Origin of the sequence: Acinetobacter sp. 1294596, from assembly GCF_000582925.1 — a bacterium.
Taxonomy (GTDB): Bacteria; Pseudomonadota; Gammaproteobacteria; order Pseudomonadales; family Moraxellaceae; genus Acinetobacter; species Acinetobacter radioresistens.
Window position 1 is genome coordinate 1 of the sequence record NZ_JFCC01000019.1, and the last position, 17,919, is coordinate 17,919.

The 17,919-nt window shown below is 40.3% G+C and carries 15 protein-coding genes, 1 other RNA gene and 2 pseudogenes; 7 read left to right on the top strand and 11 right to left on the bottom strand.

Annotated elements, in window-relative coordinates:
- On the top strand, positions 1 to 300 hold a 300-nt coding region (locus tag J502_RS08530; RefSeq protein WP_034683818.1), incomplete at its 5' end, for an integrase core domain-containing protein.
- 158 nt (positions 301 to 458) lie between these two features.
- On the opposite strand, the gene J502_RS08535 is transcribed toward J502_RS08530, so the two are convergent.
- Positions 459 to 1,361 (bottom strand): hypothetical protein, encoded by a 903-nt coding sequence (locus J502_RS08535; protein ID WP_034683819.1) that lies wholly within the window; start codon positions 1,359 to 1,361, stop codon positions 459 to 461.
- Positions 1,348 to 1,439 (bottom strand): annotated as a pseudogene (locus tag J502_RS17290) (DUF2515 family protein); the annotation flags it as partial. The pseudogene J502_RS17290 and the gene J502_RS08535, both read right to left, overlap by 14 nt.
- Before the next feature lie 728 nt (positions 1,440 to 2,167).
- On the opposite strand from J502_RS17290, the gene J502_RS16355 reads away from it, so the two are divergent.
- On the top strand, positions 2,168 to 3,223 hold the full coding sequence (locus J502_RS16355) for a YadA-like family protein (protein WP_052026679.1): 1,056 nt from the start codon (positions 2,168 to 2,170) through the stop codon (positions 3,221 to 3,223).
- Between the two features lie 481 nt (positions 3,224 to 3,704).
- On the opposite strand, the gene J502_RS08545 is transcribed toward J502_RS16355, so the two are convergent.
- Positions 3,705 to 4,682, bottom strand: coding sequence for a GlxA family transcriptional regulator (locus J502_RS08545; RefSeq protein WP_034683821.1), 978 nt, complete (start codon positions 4,680 to 4,682; stop codon positions 3,705 to 3,707).
- A 132-nt stretch (positions 4,683 to 4,814) separates the two neighbouring features.
- Here J502_RS08545 and J502_RS08550 point away from each other — a divergent pair, with 132 nt between their 5' ends.
- Together J502_RS08550 and J502_RS08555 are read left to right on the top strand one after the other, a co-directional pair.
- Positions 4,815 to 5,699 (top strand): MBL fold metallo-hydrolase, encoded by an 885-nt coding sequence (locus J502_RS08550; protein WP_034683822.1) that lies wholly within the window; start codon positions 4,815 to 4,817, stop codon positions 5,697 to 5,699.
- 84 nt (positions 5,700 to 5,783) lie between these two features.
- On the top strand, positions 5,784 to 6,326 hold the full coding sequence (locus J502_RS08555; RefSeq protein ID WP_034683824.1) for a cysteine hydrolase family protein: 543 nt from the start codon (positions 5,784 to 5,786) through the stop codon (positions 6,324 to 6,326).
- Between the two features lie 161 nt (positions 6,327 to 6,487).
- Here J502_RS08555 and J502_RS08560 read toward each other — a convergent pair whose 3' ends face one another.
- From J502_RS08560 to ssrA, 3 genes and pseudogenes are all read right to left on the bottom strand, one after another.
- A complete protein-coding gene (locus J502_RS08560) occupies positions 6,488 to 7,111 on the bottom strand; it encodes an FMN-binding negative transcriptional regulator (protein ID WP_034683825.1) in 624 nt (207 codons plus the stop codon).
- A gap of 523 nt (positions 7,112 to 7,634) precedes the next feature.
- Positions 7,635 to 8,114: pseudogene (locus J502_RS08570) on the bottom strand (tyrosine-type recombinase/integrase); the annotation flags it as partial.
- A gap of 183 nt (positions 8,115 to 8,297) precedes the next feature.
- Positions 8,298 to 8,656, bottom strand: a transfer-messenger RNA (tmRNA) gene (gene ssrA, locus J502_RS16435).
- Positions 8,657 to 8,785: 129 nt separating this feature from the next.
- Between ssrA and glpK the strand changes: the two genes are divergently transcribed.
- Positions 8,786 to 10,273 carry a glycerol kinase GlpK gene (gene glpK, locus J502_RS08575; RefSeq protein WP_005406697.1) on the top strand — a complete coding sequence of 496 codons (1,488 nt, stop codon included), beginning with the start codon at positions 8,786 to 8,788 and terminating at the stop codon, positions 10,271 to 10,273.
- Positions 10,274 to 10,321: 48 nt separating this feature from the next.
- On the opposite strand, the gene J502_RS08580 is transcribed toward glpK, so the two are convergent.
- From J502_RS08580 to J502_RS08590, 3 genes are all read right to left on the bottom strand, one after another.
- Positions 10,322 to 11,851 (bottom strand): DHA2 family efflux MFS transporter permease subunit, encoded by a 1,530-nt coding sequence (locus J502_RS08580; protein ID WP_005406646.1) that lies wholly within the window; start codon positions 11,849 to 11,851, stop codon positions 10,322 to 10,324.
- A 6-nt stretch (positions 11,852 to 11,857) separates the two neighbouring features.
- Positions 11,858 to 13,006, bottom strand: coding sequence for an EmrA/EmrK family multidrug efflux transporter periplasmic adaptor subunit (locus tag J502_RS08585; RefSeq protein ID WP_005406605.1), 1,149 nt, complete (start codon positions 13,004 to 13,006; stop codon positions 11,858 to 11,860).
- Positions 13,007 to 13,302: 296 nt separating this feature from the next.
- Entirely contained in the window at positions 13,303 to 13,803 is a 501-nt protein-coding gene (locus J502_RS08590) for a thioesterase family protein (protein WP_005406607.1), read from the bottom strand.
- Between the two features lie 105 nt (positions 13,804 to 13,908).
- Here J502_RS08590 and hemB point away from each other — a divergent pair, with 105 nt between their 5' ends.
- Together hemB and J502_RS08600 are read left to right on the top strand one after the other, a co-directional pair.
- Complete coding sequence (gene hemB / locus J502_RS08595) at positions 13,909 to 14,922, top strand: porphobilinogen synthase (RefSeq protein WP_005027463.1); 1,014 nt, start codon at positions 13,909 to 13,911, stop codon at positions 14,920 to 14,922.
- Positions 14,923 to 14,937: 15 nt separating this feature from the next.
- A complete protein-coding gene (locus J502_RS08600; RefSeq protein WP_005406667.1) occupies positions 14,938 to 16,071 on the top strand; it encodes an NAD(P)/FAD-dependent oxidoreductase in 1,134 nt (377 codons plus the stop codon).
- A gap of 10 nt (positions 16,072 to 16,081) precedes the next feature.
- On the opposite strand, the gene J502_RS08605 is transcribed toward J502_RS08600, so the two are convergent.
- Entirely contained in the window at positions 16,082 to 16,996 is a 915-nt protein-coding gene (locus J502_RS08605; protein ID WP_034683827.1) for a TIGR01777 family oxidoreductase, read from the bottom strand.
- Positions 16,997 to 17,014: 18 nt separating this feature from the next.
- A complete protein-coding gene (locus J502_RS08610) occupies positions 17,015 to 17,470 on the bottom strand; it encodes an ABZJ_00895 family protein (RefSeq protein WP_034428942.1) in 456 nt (151 codons plus the stop codon).
- Between the last annotated feature and the right edge of the window lie 449 nt (positions 17,471 to 17,919).

Genomic DNA, 17,919 nt, shown 5'->3' on the forward strand with positions numbered 1-17,919 from the left:
TATGAGTTGTATCTGGCAGTTAATGATATTGATCACACGAAGACAAAAGCAGCTTCGCCGCAAACAAATGGTATCTGTGAGCGTTTCCATAAGACGATTTTGCAGGAGTTCTATCAAATTACGTTTAGGAAGAAGCTTTATAGCTCATTGGAAGAATTACAAGTTGATCTAGACGATTGGCTGAAATTCTATAATACTGAACGGACTCATCAAGGAAAAATGTGCTGTGGTCGTACACCACTTGAAACTTTACTTGATGGAAAACGGATTTGGGCTGAGAAGAATTTAGCTCAAATTTAACCTGACAGGCACAATAAAAAATGGGTAACTGTCAGATCAGGTTTGAGCTAGTACAGTTTAACAATACAAATGGGAGCTTTAGGCTCCCATTGTCAACTTCGTATAACACCCATCATGTTAATTTTAGAATTTCTTAAAATCAAATAACCATAACTGATCTATTTAACATACGGCCAAACGACAGGATCAACATAATCTTCATCAATATGGTAGCCCTGTGCCATAACTTCTTTTTCATCAATTTCCCTTGATTTTTTATTTCTTCTCAACTCATTTGTAAATGCTTGTTCTAACTCTTTTGATGTCATTTTATAAGTATCAATATTATTCTCTGAATCATCCATTGAATTTCTTTCATCATAGCGAATTGTATTGAAAGTATAATGAACCATATATTGTTCTTTACCATCTTCAGTTTTTTTAGTTTGTTTTATACTCAGATCCAAAAGGATACCATTGCCATATAAGCGGTAGCCGATCGAGTTTCCTCCAACTGTATTTATTATTTTTTTCCATTCTTCATAATTAAAGATATAAGTCGGATCAATGACATCACCTGATTCCATTAGATATCGAATATTATCTTCTTTTGCTATTCGTGCAGAAAAACGATAGAAATAATTTTTCCACTCGGCCTGATTAATTTTTTTCATTAAATCAACATAAGCTTGATAGGCTTGTTCAGGATGTACAAACTCTTCTTTGTTTAAGTCTGCATTGATAGTCATCACCTCAATACCTTCTTCCCCATGAAAAGATGCTCCGAGTACTGAAAAAACATGATTAATGGTCAAGCTACTTATACTATTCTCGATTTTAATTTGGCCTAAGTTCGGTAGTGAAAAATCTAATTCTCGAAAACTCGCTACTGGGTGATTATCTACCGTCCCTTGATTGTAGTGAGTAAAATCTTTAAAACCTTGTGGACCAAAATGTAGTGAACAAGGTTGCTGATTCATTGTATTGTTCTCTGTATTTTTTGTATTAGATTGACAGCTTAAAAGGAGGAGTCCGAATATGAAGACAAAGATCAAGTTAAAATAGGTCTTAAATTTTTCCATCATTACTGTCCTTACCAATATTAAAATCAGCTTTACTGTTACCCATCCTGCAATAATTGCGAGTTCCTTTTCTAAAAATTGCTATTTTATGATTAACTTTTTTATAGCTTTTATCTAGATATGAAAAATTCATCGAGTCTTCATTTTGCTATTTATAATTGATATAATACTTATAGTTTGAATTAAAATAAAAGTATTTAAACTATAATTTTTTTGCTTCCTATTAAAAGTTATTTTGATCTTTGTATTGGGATAATCGTTCCGATATTTAATACAAAAAATAATTTTTTTAAATAATTAGCACTATAAAATTAGAAATAAACCAAGATAATAAAATAGACTATTTTTCATTTTGCTAGTTCCGGTTTATAAATTAATTAATATTGATATTTTTCGATATAATCACAGCTGTTATTAACACCAGTTAATCAAACATATTAATTTTTTCTAAAAGCATAGCAATCTCATCTTCCATCGCTTGCTTTATTTTCTATAAGGTAGGTTAGTAGAAATTATAAATAATAACTTTATGTAAAAAAACACTTAAGAATAACTAACCTATATAAATTAATAGAAATTTTTCTGTGAAATAATTCACATTTTTTACAAAAAACGTTAATTAAAAAACCTATATTTTCAATTACTTATTAATAGAAATATAAATAAAAATTATTTTTACATTATATATCAAATACTTAATTTTAAAATCAATAATATTTATTTGTCAGTTTTTATTTGATATAAAGCGAGTGTTTTTTTGTATCTAATTCGTATTAAAAGTATTATTTTCATAATTGGGGTCTCTCATGAAAAAAAAGTTAAAATTCTCTTTATCTACTTTAGCTATTGCTATTTCCATAAACTCTTATGCTGATGTACTTATTGGAACAGATCAAAATAATGTTTCAGTTAATGTCAATACTGATGATGGACGTATTGGTACTTTTAGCGTTTATAATGGTACCAATACGATGATAGAAACATTTAGCTCAGGCAAAGAATCTACTTTTATTCGTACATATAGTGGAAACCAACTTACTTTGAATAATGATGGTATTTCCCTAGCTAATTCAAATAACGGCGTATTGACTTTATCGGGTGTAGCTGCTGGAACAAGAGCTACTGATGCTGTTAACTATTCACAATTATCTAATACAGTTACTCAAACAAATGCCATCACTCTCGCATCAGCAAATACTTACACAGATACTGGTTTGAATACGGAACGTAATGCCCGTGTATTGGCAGATGCTACATTAAATACCCGTATGGATGCTGTAGATACTGCGCGTATTGATGGCGATGTCGCTACTCTCGCGTCAGCAAATACTTATACAGATACTGGTTTGAATACGGAACGTAATGCCCGTGTATTGGCAGATGCTACATTAAATACCCGTATGGATGCTGCAGATACTGCGCGTATTGATGGCGATGTCGCTACTCTCGCATCGGCAAATACTTATACAGATACTGGTTTGAATACGGAACGTAATGCCCGTGTATTGGCAGATGCTACATTAAATACCCGTATGGATGCTGCAGATACTGCGCGTATTGATGGCGATGTCGCTACTCTCGCGTCAGCAAATACTTATACAGATCGTCGTTTTAATAATATTCAAACTAAATATCAAGCAGCAGTTGCATCTAGTATCGCTATAGCCTCTTTACCACAACCAACTCAACCAGGCGGAAGTATGGCAAGTTTCGCTCTTGGTCAATGGGAAAGTGAACAAGGTTATGCAGTTGGAGTAAGTGGAATTACTGAAAATAATAAATGGGTATACAAAGCAGCTGGCACTGGTAATAGTCGCGGAAACTTTGGTGGAGGTATTTCTGTTGGTTTTCAGTGGAAATAAGAATTAGTGATAATTTAATAAGATCATTGTTTAAAAGTAAAACCCCTGGCGTCCTGCCGGGGGTTTTCGTATCGGGTAACTAGGTATAACTCCTGTTGTACCTCACGATCCTGGTGCCTGAACCTATCATTATTGTTTTATGTTCTGGAACATCCTGTTCCTGTATTACTATCATAAGGAGTTTTTCCTATCTTGGTCAGCCGCAAAGGTCCAATATTGTTGTACGCTTTCACCTACAAAAACGCTTAAATTTTATCCCCAACAAAGGGGAATAATTTTAATACTTAAAGCCCGGTAAACAGGACCAAAAACCTAGAATTGATTATTTTCTAATTAATTTTTGTGGTAATAAGTTACTGATTTTAATAATAAATCGTCAAGTTATTTCAGAAATGCTGATTGAGTCTATTCTGAAGTTATTTAAAATATATAATTAATTGATTTAAAAGGTTTTTACCTAAAATATTTCGTATAACAGCCATTATGTTAAATGGGAAAGATTATCCTCATTAATGATCCCAAAAGCTTTTCTCCATGCCTGAGGGCTGGTACCATATTTTTCACGAAAATTTTTTCTGAATGATACGGTATTATTAAAACCTGAAAGCTCGGTTATCTTTTCGATAGACAAGTTCGTCGTTTCTAAAAGTTCACAACTTAATCTGATTCTTTCAGTATTCAGCCAATCGACTAAGGTCATACCTGTCGCTTTCTTAAAGTGCCGTGTGAACGTCCTGCGTGTCATATGTGTCCGTTCAGCTAGGCTTTCAATATTATGTGGTAAAGCTAAATTCTTTCTTAAAAAATCAAGTAATAGGTTAATTTGTGCATCTTGGCTCGATTCTGCGACTGGCTGTTCAATAAACTGAGCTTGCCCACCTTCACGGTGAGATGGGATCACCATTACTCTAGAGACTTTATTGGCAATTTGTGCATTATAGATTTCACGTACCAAATACAAGCAGCAGTCCAACGCTGCGCCTGTTCCAGCAGAGGTTACGATCCTTTGGTCTTCTACATATAGGGCGTCATGATCAAGCTGAACCTGTGGAAATCGCTCACTAAAATCTTGTTCAGCCATCCAGTGCGTAGCTGCTTTTTTATGGTCAAGTAAACCAGCATATGCTAATGCATAAGTTCCATAGCATAACCCTACAATTCTAATTCCAGTCTGATATGCACAATTTAGGGCATCGATAAGCACTTGTTCAGGCTCATGATTAAAATCATCCCATCCAGGAATAATAATAAGATCCGACTCTTTCATGAGTTCGATCCCACCATCCGGGATAATTATCATAGACTGTTCGGTTTTTACCGGTTGGCCATCTAAAGAAAAAATTTTCAGATCAAATAAGCGTTTATCTTCAATCTTGATATTGAAAATGATATGCGGGATAGAGAAGTGAAATGGATTTATATTGGGATAAACAAACAATCCAATCACTGGTATAGTCATTCGATCTACCTCCCTAAAATAATAAATATAGCATGTTGTCCCAATAGTTTCGATGATTGTCCTTAAGGACAGTTTTTTTGTTTGATGTTTTTAAGCATGATTCAAGTATGATTAAATGATTGGTTCTGGAACATGAATAAAATTTTAAGTAGCTCTGTTATTGCCCTCTCTCTGGCAATGGCTTCAGTCCATTTATATGCGAATGATAACGTGGTTCAGCGAGATACTTCTAAAGTGACGCATATACAAGAAATTCGCAATGCAACGATTAAAGTAACCTATGCTGATACGACTTTTTTAATTGACCCAATGTTTGCTAAAAAAGGGTTCTATGAAGGTTTCCCTGATACTCATCGTAGCTATTTACGGAACCCATTAGTCGATTTGCCTATCAAGCCCGAAACGATTTTAGAAGGTGTAGATGCGGTAATCGTGACCCATACCCATTTAGATCATTGGGATGATGCAGCACAAGCGACTATTCCGAAAAACATGCCTGTGTTTGTACAGAATAAAGAAGACCAGAAAGTCATTCAGTCACAAGGCTTCAAAGATGTTCGTGTATTAACGCAAGAGACCTTTGAAGGGATTAAGCTCACTAAAACTGGTGGCCAACACGGTACTGATGCCATGTACCGTATTCCTAAGCTTAAAGCTGGATTAGGCGAAGCAATGGGGGTGGTATTTGAAGCTGCTGGCCATGAAACTGTTTATGTAGCAGGAGATACCATCTGGCGTTCTGAAGTTGATCAAGCGATTCAAACATTTAAACCTGATGTGATTGTCTTGAATACAGGTAATGCCTTAGTTAATGGCTTTAAAGAATCCATTATTATGGGGAAAGAAGATACTTATCTCGCAACTCAGAAAGCACCAAATGCCAAAGTCATTGCTGTTCACATGGATGCCATTAATCACATGTCGGTAACACGTGCTCAGCTTGCAGAATATGTAGAAGACAAAGGGATCCAAGATAAGGTGTTAATTCCTATCGATGGTGAAACGCTCTCTTTCTAAAGTAACTTAAAGAAGTGGAAGCGTTCCACTTCTTTAAAATCCTAAGCAGAACAAAACAAATATTAATTAAGTAAAGGAACAGATATGTCAAAATCAGCTTTATTAGTTATCGACTTACAAAATGAATATCTACCTACAGGTAAATTACCATTGGTAAATATTGAACAAGCCGCTGCTAATGCTGTGAAAGTAATTACTAAAGCCCGTGAACAAGGCACTCAAGTGATTCATGTCCAACATATTGCTGATGCTGAATCTCCTATATTTGAACCCAGCTCAAACGGTATTGAATTTCAGAACACAGTTAAGCCGCAAGAAGATGAAGCTGTGGTCATTAAAAATCACATCAATGCGTTCTTAAACACTACTCTCAAAGAAATTTTAGATAGCAATCAAGTGACTGAGTTAGTCGTGATTGGTGCTATGAGCCATATGTGTGTTGATGCTGCTGTACGTGCTGCTTCTGATTTTGGTTATAAGGTAAAAGTGATTCATGATGCCTGTGCAACGCTAGACTTAGAATTTAATGGCGTCAAAGTGCCTGCTGGTCATGTCCATGCAACATTAATGGCCGCTTTTGAATTTGCATATGCTCAAGTGGTATCAACTGAAGATTATATTAACTAAAGATTAACATTTTCTAAAATTAACATAATACTGTTTATAGAAGGCTAAAAAATTTGGTTTAATATATTGATTTATATATGCTTCATAAATTTTAAGCCTAGATGCATATCTGGGCTTTTTTAAGTATGTATAAGCACGCTTATATTAAATAAATAATTTTCTTAATTTCTTTCGAGTTTTAACATACTTTTAGCAAGATTTTCTTTACCAGTTTCCTTTAAATTTTTAATTACAGAATCGAAATCTCTTTTTTCTCTATTTTGGCTTAATTTTGACTGAGCTTGTATCCTAGATATATTTATTTCAAAAACAATTAGTTCTTTTAATTGATCCATTAAATACTCTTTAGGGGCATCCGACATTTTCCATCCTGAATTACCATTAGCTTTTTCTTCACTTATTTTCGTTAGCATGCCGACAGCAGATAATTTACTTTTATTATCTATGAAATAAGTTATATTCCCATATATATGAACAACCTGATAGTTCCAAGTAGGTACTTTTTTGTGGTCTTCAAATTTACTTGGGTAATAATTTGCTGAAATATAAGCATCCTCACCCTTAAAGATACATAGAACTTCCTGATCATCAGAAACAAGTATCCTCATATCATTATTTACTGCAATATGACCAATTAAAGTATTATCCGTTTTCATAATTAAGGGCACATGTGTTGCAATAAGCCCGTCTTTAGTATTAGCAACTATACACGCTAAAGGATAATTTTTAATAAGGTTCATTATCTCTTCTGTGCGTACTTCTTGAAAATCATTTGGAATATACATTTACTTATCTGACTCAACTCTAATTTAAAAATAGAATTTGGATTCGTTAAAATATAATTTAATTCTCCCAAAATTAATATGATACAAGTTATAAGAATTCACAGAACATGGCTTTGAGCTGGGCCCTTTTTATCAAAGAGTATAGTAAAGTGGAGGAAAAGTGGTAGTTGATCTGAATAGCTACATTGTCTTACCAAAATGCAGTCAATTCCAATCTGTCTTTTTATATGCGGTCTCTGGCGTAAATGCTAGCATAGAAATAGTAATATCTGTTTTGGCAAAAATGCTCTTTAATCCCTCATTTCCTGTATAACATTCTATATTAGAGATACTTTTAGATGTTCTGCGCCATCCATATACATTAGAACTATTATCAATCAACTTAATAGTGGCAGCAGCTCCTAGTTCTCCCAAACCGAGCAAGGAAACTGTTTTTTCAGATGCTATCTATTCCTGTGGCTACCATATCTTTTTCTCCTGTTGTTTAGCATAACTTGGCATGTCACGATATAAATATAATGTCCATGTCACAACGAGATAAGATACGTTTTGCAATTTCAAGAGATCCTCTAGCTTCAATTTTTTTAATGACCTGCAAAATCTCAGAAGCTTGAATTTGATTGATTCGTTTATTTGCCAGAGTAATATAAAACTCATCCAATGAAGCTCGAACATTACTGATGTGTTTGGATGACCAGGTTTCTTTTTGATTATTGAACCAATCTTTTGCGACTTCCTTAAAATAAGGCTGCTCCTGCTCGACCTCAGTTATATTTTTGAGTTTATATCTCAGATCAAGCGCGATCTCCCTTGCACGCTTTAAACTTAGCTCAGGATAGATACCTAATGCTTTGGACTTCCTTTGTCCATTTTCCGTGTATCTGATAGACCAATATTTTTTGCCATTTGGATCGATTCGTAAAGACAGACCATTAATATCAGAAAGGCGGTACTGTTTTTCCTGCGGTAATGCTTTTTTACACAGCACATCGGTAAGCGACATATCTTTGTCCCACATAATTAAACTTATTTAGTGGGTCAAATTGTCCCAATTTTGACCCTTATAAAGCAAAAATAGGGTCAAACAGCTTAGGACAAGGTCGGACAACACAGCCAATAAAAAAGCCTCTAAACATTGAGTTTAAAGGCTTTTTTGGATCCCGATGGATTACTTCGGAAAGAATTTTGGTGGAGGTGGCTGGAGTCGAACCCGCGTCCGCCAGCACTACACTCGAGAATACTACATGCTTAGATATCGTCTACTTTTTTAACTCTTTGTGACCCGACGAACAGGGTACAAATCGCGATCCTCTTAATTTAGTACAAAACCCCGAGGCTTGGTTTTATACGGACTTGTGTGCGTGCGCTTCAGTCGGACTCCCTAACCACAAGTATTCAGAGAGGCGGACAAGCTGCCCTTAGGCAGCTAGAGCGTATGATTCGTCGTTTGCGACTAAAAAATGCAAATTTGATTTACGAGAGAAAATGCGCTCTCGGCATGCATCTATGAGTTTCATCACCAGCGTCGAAGCCAGAGACACCCCCAAGTTACGTTCCTATCTTAGCATACTTTTACTGATTTACCATGCCGTAATTCATTAAAATCAAGAGCGAGATAGGTTTAATACTATAATTGCGGTAGTATTTTATTTTTCAAGTTCTTCTTATAAAAACATGAGTTATTTATTAGCACTCGATCAGGGAACAACTTCCAGCCGGGCAATTATTTTTGATGAATCAGGCCGCATTCATGCCACTGCACAGCGTGAAATTCATATACAGACTCCTCATTCCGGTTGGGTGGAACAGGATGCACAGGAAATCTGGACTACACAAATTGCCGTAGTTCAGCAGGCACTCGCCTCAGCACATTTGCTGGCGAAGGATATTAAAGCCTTAGGTTTAACCAACCAACGTGAAACTACGGTCGTGTGGGATAAACGTACTGGTCAGGCACTTACTTCTGCCATTGTATGGCAGGACCGTCGTGCATCCGGCTGGTGTAATCAGATGATTGAACAGGGCCACATGCAGTTAATCCAGGAAAAAACCGGACTGCGAATTGATCCTTATTTCAGTGCAAGCAAATTGGTCTGGTTACTCGAACATGTCGAGGGACTGCATACACTGGCTGATCAGGGACATTTAGCGTTTGGAACAATTGACAGCTGGTTAATCTGGAATCTGACGCAAGGTGCTGAACATGTCATCGAAGCGAGTAATGCTTCACGAACCATGCTCATGAATCTGCAAACCCAAAGTTGGGATGAAGAGCTTTTAGAACTGTTTAATATTCCATATTCCGTATTACCTAAAATTATCTCGTCTGACTGCTATGTTGCAGATACCGCCAGTGGACTTTTGGGCTCAACCATTCCAATCATGGGAGTTTTAGGTGATCAACAGGCTGCACTATTTGGTCAATCCTGCTTTGAGGCAGGTACAGCCAAGAATACCTATGGTACAGGTTGTTTCATGTTATTTAATACAGGCACTGACGTCCAGTTCAGTCAGAATAAGCTGCTGACCACCTTAGCTTGGCAATGCCAGAATCAAGCCCATTATGCACTCGAAGGGAGTGTCTTTATGGCGGGGGCAATTATGCAGTGGCTACGTGATGGTTTAGGGATCATTCAAAAAAGTAGTGATACTGAAAAACTGGCAGCACAGGTTAAATCCAGTGAGGGTGTAGTTTTAGTGCCTGCTTTTACCGGATTAGGCGCACCGCATTGGGATAGTGAAGCACGGGCCATGATTTGCGGTATGTCACGCGGAACTACAAAAGCGCATATTGCACGTGCCTCGCTAGAAGCAATTGCCTTTCAAGTTTCTGATGTATTGTCTGCAATGCAGGCTGATCTGGATCAGCCCTTAAAAGAACTGCGTGTAGATGGTGGAGCCAGTTGCAATGATATGATGATGCAGTTTCAGGCAGATTTACTGAATGTACCAGTGTTACGGCCTAAACTACAGGAATCGACGGCATGGGGCGCCGCAGCCATGGCGGGGCTAAAAGCTGGAGTATTTAATAGTCTGGATGATCTTTCAGCTTCCTGGCAACTGGAGCGAGAATTTATACCGCAAATGTCAGAAGATGAGCGTCAGCAACATTTAGCGCGCTGGAAAGATGCCCTACAGCGGGTACGGTCCGACCTAAGCTAATTCAACAAGAATAAATAATAAAAAACCAGGCCAAGCCTGGTTTTTTCATCAGTGTGTTGGCCCCGTTGCAGCGCCTGTTTTTGGTTTTGGACACAACCAGATAATCAGGCCAGATACAACAAATACCAGTGAAAATAGCAAAAACACATGGTCAGCCGCTAATGTGAGCGCCTCTTTGTTTACCAGATTGGAAATCATCGCTAAAGCACCTTCCGGACTCATACCACTTTGGACTAATGCATGTTGTGTCGGTTCAGGGTTCAAGCTCGACACAATTTCACTGCGTGCCAGTTTGGCATGATCATCCCACATCGTGGCAGACATAGAAGCACCTATTGCACCTGCCATCGTTCGCATAAAACTCATCAGACCAGCAGCAGAGGCTATTTCCTGAGGCAATACCGACGCCAGAGCAATATTCGACAGTGGAATGAAGAAAAATGGCACTGCAAAACCTTGTAGAATCTGTGGAATTGCCAATGCCATAAAGTCTGCTTCCGAGGTCCAGAGTGCTCTCATAAAGGTCACTCCACCCAAGACTAACAGACCAAAACACGCCAATGCACGCTGATCATAACGGGTAGAAAGCTTAGCAACAACAGGAGACATGGTCAGGCTGCCAAAGCCCATTGTTGCTGTCACATATCCGGCCCAGGTCGCAGTATAGCCAATATTGATCTGTAGCCACTGTGGAATCAGCACAATACTGCCAAAAAATGCACCAAAACCAAACGATAGTGCCAGTACTGAAATCGTGAATCCCCGATGCCTGAAGACCCGTACATTTACGATCGGATTATGTTCGGTAATTTCCCATATTAAAAATACAATAAATCCGGCAATCGCAACTGCAGCCAGACTGTTGATAATATTGCTGTGAAACCAGTCATGTTCATGACCCAGATCCAGCATCAATTGCAGGGCACCAATCCAGATTACCAGCAGGATAAGTCCGATGTGATCAATCTTGAGCTTATTTAATGGAGTTTCAGCACTTTTGAGTAGGCTCACTGCTCCTAAAGCGCAAATAATACCGACTGGAATATTAATAAAGAAAATCCAGTGCCAGGAAATATTATCACTGATTGTACCGCCAAGAATTGGTCCAAGAATTGGTCCAATAACGGTAGTCATTGCCCAGAGACCCATCGCCTGTGCATGTTTTTCCTGTGGGAAAATCCGCATAAGCAGAGTCTGGCTTAGTGGCATGATCGGCCCACCAAAAAGCCCCTGCCCGATACGGCAAATGACCAGTAAGGCCAGGCTGTTTGAAAGGCCGCATAATACTGAAAAGACAGTAAACCCGATGACGCAGGCAACAAAGGTACGGACTACTCCAAAGCGGCCAGCCAGCCAGCCGGTTAATGGTACGCAGATTGCTTCGGCAACAGCATAGGAAGTAATTACCCAGGTACCTTGTGTACTTGACACAGCAAGGCTTCCAGTAATATGTGGTAATGAGACATTGGCGATGGTGGTATCAAGGACCACCATAAAGTTAGCCAGTGCCAGCACCAGCGCTGCAATCAGCAGCCGTCCGCCTTTAAGGTCGGCAAAAGGTGTGCTTTGGCTATTCATATTGAATTACCTGGTCAGGTCAACCGTTGCGTTCATGGACAGCCCTACCCTGAGCGGATGCTGTGCCAGCTCTTTCGGGTCAAGTGCAATCCGTACTGGTAGACGTTGAACCACCTTGATCCAGTTTCCTGTGGCATTCTGGGCTGGAATTAAAGCAAAAGCAGCTCCAGTTCCCCCGGAGAAGCCTAAAACCTTGCCATGATAAACCACCTCATCACCATAGAAATCTGATATCAGCTCTACAGCCTGACCGGTTCTGACTTTTGCCAGCTGACTTTCTTTAAAATTAGCATCGACATAAAGCTGGGCCACAGGAACCACCACCATCAGTGAGTTTCCTGGCGCTACACGCTGTCCGACTTGCACATTACGGCGGCTGACCACACCATCAAGTGGCGCACGTACTTCTGTCCGTTCCAGATCGAGCATCGCCTGCTCTACCCGTGCCTGGGCAATCAGCACATCAGGAGTAGAGCGTTCAGTGGCACCACGAATCAGTGCTTCGTTGGCGGCCAGTGTGCTTTGTGCTGCTTTACGGTTAGCCTCAGCTTGAGACAGACCTGCTTGTGCCAAGGTTAAACTAGCTCGTGCGGTATCTAACACGGTTCGCGCACTGCTCATTTCTTCTTTGGAAATTGCGCCTGTTTCTGAGAGCTTGCGACGGCGTTCATAATCAGCCTGAGCCTTAGCAAGATCAGCCTCTGCCTTCTTAACCTGTGCCTGAGCACTGGCAATCTCATCAGCGCGTACCGACACCTGTGAATTTAGTGACTGGCTGTTGGCCGAGGTTTGGTTATATTGTCGTTTGGCTTTGGCCAGTTCTGCCTGTGCCTGCGCCAGAGCAATTTTGGCATCACGCGGATCAATACGTACCAGTACATCTCCCTGTTTGACTTGTTGGGTATCCTTGACCAGCACTTCTGTAACCTGTCCGCTCACCATAGAGGTAATCTGGGCAGTATCGGCCCCTACGTAGGCATTATCTGTAGAAACCGAACGGCTGGCAAAGTACATCCACAATGCATAGATCAGCACCGCGACAATAAAAAGAATCGCTACAATTTTAAGAAGTTTTTTTCTTTTATTGGGAGGAGGGAGATCGCCAGAAGAAGTGACTTGCGCCGGGTCGAGATCATGAGCTTGAGCATCAGTCATAGGCTATTCCTTTTGAATATGGACCAAAGCACTGTATGGGTGAAAAGACCTTGTCTGGAGCCTATCCAACTTTTATTTGGGGCTTGTTTTTCATGCAGGGCTTTGGAGAAGGAGATGGATTTTAATGCAGCTTTAAAATAAATGTCGCAAAAAAAATGTAACTGGCGAGTTCTCTTTATATGAGAAAGCTCTACCGATTCTCCAAATAGAAACTCCAGTTTTATAGAAGTTTTAGCATTTAACTCCAAAGTCGGTTTTATCTCATCTGCATCAGGCGGTCTGCTTTAACTGTTTTTCTAATAGGCATAAGACGCAATTGCTGTAGCAATCGCCTTGTTTTCATCATTGACCATAGTCATACGCATGGTACAGCCTTTACGTCCTAATCTGAGCGTTTCAGCACGTGCAATAAAATGCTGGCCACGACCTGGAGCCAGATAATCAACCCGCATATCAACAGTCGCCAGTCGGGAAACTTTTTTAATAGTATCTGCCAGTTGCTCTGCAGGCGCGCGCTTATATAGCTCACCCATGGCAACAATACCACCGATACTGTCCAGCAAAGTTGCAGCCACACCACCATGCAGAATCTGGAAAGCCACATTACCGATCATATAAGGCTGCATTTCAATATAACCCTCAATTTGCCCTTCAACGACCCGCATAGTCATGCCATTATGCTGAAAATAGGGAGAACTATTAAATGCCTTGCATAACTGTTTAAGCACCACATCAATATCGACTTTCGAGCCCAGATGAATATTGCCAGTCCAGCTTTTATTTGTCTCGTTAACCATTTGCCCGAATTACCTTTATTGAATAAATAAATAAATACCGTCGCCCTAAACCCAGATTATGGGTCTACAATAGCGGGTAGTTTAATACTGATGATCGAGATTGTTATGACTTATACGTTCAATCGTCCTGCATTTCCTGCCACCCGCATGCGTCGTATTCGAAAAAATGAAAAAATGAGATCAATGGTCAGGGAAACGCAACTAACAGCTGATCATTTGATTTATCCCGTATTTGTGTTACCTGGACAAAATCAGAGCCAGGATATTCCAAGCATGCCGAATGTACAGCGCCTCTCTGCAGACCTATTACTAAAAAAAGCGGAACGTCTTCTGGAACTCGGAGTTTCCAAGCTGGCATTATTCCCGGTGACGCCTCAAGAAGATAAAAGCCTGACAGCTGAGGCTGCATGGCATGAAGATGGTCTGGTGCAAACTACTGTTCGCCTGCTGAAAAAAGAGTTACCTGATATGGTACTTATCACGGATGGTGCACTTGACCCGTATACGACTCATGGCCAGGACGGTATTATTGATGCTAGTGGCTATGTACTTAATGATGAGACTGTAGAATGCCTGATCAAGCAGGCATTAAGCCATGCTGAAGCAGGTGCAGATGTGATTGCACCAAGTGACATGATGGATGGACGCATTGGTGCAATCCGTCAGGCGCTTGAAGCCAATGGACATATTTATACCAGTATCATGGCCTATTCAGCAAAATATGCTTCTAGTTTCTATGGCCCTTTTCGCGATGCGGTAGGCTCGGCCAGCAATCTGAAAGGTGGGAATAAATATAATTACCAGATGGACGTAGGTAACCGTGCCGAAGCCCTGCATGAAATTGCCCTAGACCTGCAGGAAGGTGCAGACATGGTGATTGTCAAGCCAGGTATGCCATATCTCGACATTGTTCGAGAGGTGAAAGATACTTTCGGTGTACCTACTTTTATTTATCAGGTAAGTGGCGAATATGCGATGCTGGCAGGCGCGATCCAGAATGGCTGGCTGTCCGACAGTGCCATCCTTGAATCATTACTTTGCTGCCGTCGGGCTGGTGCGGATGGAATCTGGACCTATTTTGCTGAAGAAGCAGCGCTTAAACTTAAAGCCATGCAGTAAAATTCGGACAGGATAATGAAGATTGCCATTATTGGAGCCGGAATCAGTGGACTGCTTACGGCACTTGAGCTTATAGAACAGGACTGTTCAGTTGATATTTTTGATCAGCCCTACAGCGGCAGTGCCTCTTGGGCAGGCGGTGGAATCCTCTCTCCAATGTATCCCTGGCGTTATGCACCCGCTGTAAACCAGCTGGCTCAATTTGGCAAAGCTTTATACCAGGAATGGAACCAGAAGTTGCAACCAGTTTCAGGAATAGATTTTCAGATTCATGAAACCGGCATGCTGATTTTTGACCAGGAAGATTTTAGGCAGGGCCTGAGTTATAGCCAGCAATTTCAGGAGCCAATGCAAATCTGTGAGCTTGTACAGCATGAGCAGCTTCGTCAGATTAACCCGCATATTGCATCTGGTTTTAAAGAAGCCCTCTATTTCCCCCAGCTTGCCAATATTCGTAATCCACGGCTATTACAATCCATTCAGAATTATTTAAAAACGCATCCTAACGTGCAGTTTTTCGAAAATACAGCAATTCAACAGCTTGATATTCAACATGGACAAGTTGTGACTGTACGAGACCAGAATCTTTGTAGCTTCCAGGCCGATCAATTTGTACTGACTACAGGTGCCTGGTCTGAACAGTGGTCTAGACAGTTAAATATCCAGTTACCGGTACAACCGGTACATGGGCAGATGATTCTGTTCAAGACACCGGAGAACTGGTTACCGACCATGTGCATGAACCGGGTAATGTATCTGATACCACGTTCTGATGGCCATATTGTATGTGGTTCGAGCATGGCTCATCAGGGTTTTAATACTTCTATAAATTCTCAGACTTCAGAAAGTATTTTAACTGCATCTCTGGAAATGGTGCCTGAACTGGCTCAATTTCCTATTGTGAAACAGTGGGCTGGACTGCGTCCCGGTTCTCCAGAAGGTATCCCTTACATCGGAAAAATACCGGATATTAATAATTTATGGGCGAATTTTGGGCACTTCCGTAATGGTCTCTGCATGGGACCTGCATCTGCCCGCCTGCTGCGTCAGCTCATTCTTAAGCAGCCGCCCCTGATTGAGCCTCAAGTTTATTCACCTGAACGCTTAATTCCTCAAAGTTATGATAGGGTTCACTCAACGGCCAGCTAAAAGCAGATGATCATTTCTCATCTAAAAGATCGGTAAGTGCACTATTTAAATCTGGATATTGAAACTCAAAGCCTTGTTCCAATAAAGCTTCAGGCATTACAAACTGCCCATTTAATACCAGTTGTGACTGTTCACCCAGCATTGTTTTCATTACACAGGCTGGCATACTCAACAATGGTTTTTTATACAATTTAGCAGCAGCGATTTCAGCAAATTTTCTCTGAGTGGCCTGTTCCGGCGCTACCAGGTTATAGACTGCCTTTGCCTTACGCTGCTGTAAAATAAATGTAATGGCACGCACCACATCATTAATATGAATCCAGCTTACCGGCTGACGGCCATGACCGATCTTGCCGACCAGATTAAAACGGATTGGCATAAGCATCTGTGGCAATATCCCACCGTTTCTGGCAAAGACTACTCCAAGCCGGATAATACTAACCTGTTGTCCGGGATTGTTTTTTGCCTGATGTTCCCACCGCTGACATAGCTCGGACATAAAGATATCCTGCGGCGGTGAGCTTTCATTACAGTATCCGCTCCACTGTTCTTGTGGATCAATACCATAGTACCCTATCGCAGAACCTGAAATGATGCGATGTGGCTGTATCCTGTTCTGTTGTAGCCATTCAAATACTTGACGTGTTGTCTCAATCCGGCTATTGATCAGTTCAAGTTTGCGCTTTTCTGTCCAGCGTGACTGGCCAATATTCTCACCTGCCAGATTAATTACATAATCAATCGGTTCCTGACTGATCTGTTCCAAACGGTGAATATATCGCAAACCGGCCTGAGAAAAGCTTCTATTTGGATTACGTGTCAGACCAATCACCTGATAACCCTGCTGAATCAGGTAAGCAGCAAGATATTGGCCAATAAAACCGCTGGCACCGGTGATTAATACCTGTGGTTTCTGCTGTATCATGTAGTCCTCTTATATTTTTTAGTCAGATGAGCCAAATTTATGCTGAGCCATACGCTGGGCTTGTGGTCCATAGAACCAGTATGTCAGTAAATATAAAGGAATGGCCATGAGCAGACACATAATTGCAACCAGACTCAAAAATTGCGGGTGCTGAAGATACAGCATAAAATTCTGCCATATTTCCGGATCTTTTCTTGAGAACCACACTAAACCTAAAACCAGAAAACTCAGGTTATAACCCCAAAATATCAGGGTAAATCCCAAAGTCAGCCTTTTTCTTTCCTGCTGGCTTGGCGCACGGCCCTGTTGATTTAAAAACTTGTACAGGGTAATGATCATGGCGGCCATATAAGGAATAATAGTCAAAATACCGCCCAGTCCCGCTGGTAATAATGCAGCGACCACGCCTACCACTAAGGTAAGTCCCAAACACCAAAGGAAAAACCGTAAATAATATCTTGTAAGTGAGGGCATTTGACCAGTCCTAAAACAACAGATTTTTTCAGTATAAGCCGGATAAAAAGTTTTTTTAATTTTTTTGCATTTCTTTGTCAACCAAATCCGAGGACATTACGTTATATAGGGTACAAGGCCAGCAGCAACCGCAAACGATGCATGGCATCCGCATCTGTTTACGGTGGCCTTTACTTATCAAAGCAATAACTTGAACTTCATGGCGAGTGTATATCCTGGTATCACTCATCGAAGTTTCCTTCCTTGGCCGACGATTTACTCATCACTCGAATCGTCGGCTTTTATTTTGCCTGTATATTTTAGCTTGCTACTTTAAAACCCTTTATTTTTATTGATCCTTATAAGCTTTAAGCTGGCATACAATAGATTATCTGCTGGCAACTAGCCAAGTACAGGCGGAAATGCTTATAGTATAGCCTTGCAGTGGTAGCATTGAGTTTTGGGGCAGG